Source organism: Vibrio sp. 2134-1 (assembly GCF_033339495.1).
Map to the genome: position 1 here is coordinate 1 of NZ_JAWOUS010000790.1, position 558 is coordinate 558.

Annotated in this window: 1 protein-coding gene; it reads right to left on the bottom strand. The window is 44.8% G+C overall.

What is annotated here, in order from left to right; genetic code table 11:
* Positions 1-27 precede the first annotated feature (27 nt).
* Positions 28-558 (bottom strand): glycosyltransferase (locus R7R78_RS28560; RefSeq protein ID WP_225474905.1); only part of this gene is annotated, 531 nt, incomplete at its 5' end.

The following is a 558-nucleotide window of genomic DNA, read 5'->3' on the forward strand; positions in this document are numbered from 1 at the left end:
TTGAATGGCTTGAAACATTCTATTTCTCTAACTGTAAATGTTGTTTAGAGCGAGGCGTTGTTTTTCTTCACTGAACGTCTCATTCAACTCGGTGGTGTATTGGCGAAAATCAATGTCATCATAGTGATTGATGCAATGTGTCATTTGCTTTGCCATGTCTTCTGGTGTTTGCGCCAAAAAAGGATAGTTGAGATCTTTTGTGGCACCAATGGAACGAATCACCATAGGGAGGTGCAGCTTCGCGGCTTCTAGAATCGTTAAAGGCATACCTTCCCATGCGGCGGTATGTAAATAGAGATCGGAGGCCTGCAGTTTCTTAACTACTTCATCGCGAGGAAGCATACCCGTTACTTGTACGTCTTCAGCTCTTAACGCTTGCTCTAGCTCTCTGTCTCCTCCTCCAATCCAAGTAATGTCTAATTGGCGATTGAGTGCAAATCGATTCAAGCAACGGAGTGTGTTAAGTAAAAATTGAGGGTCTTTCTGTGGTGCGACACGCCCTAAAACAACAATGTTCAATGCAGCTTGATGGTCTCGGCCGACACGCGTCGCACTTTG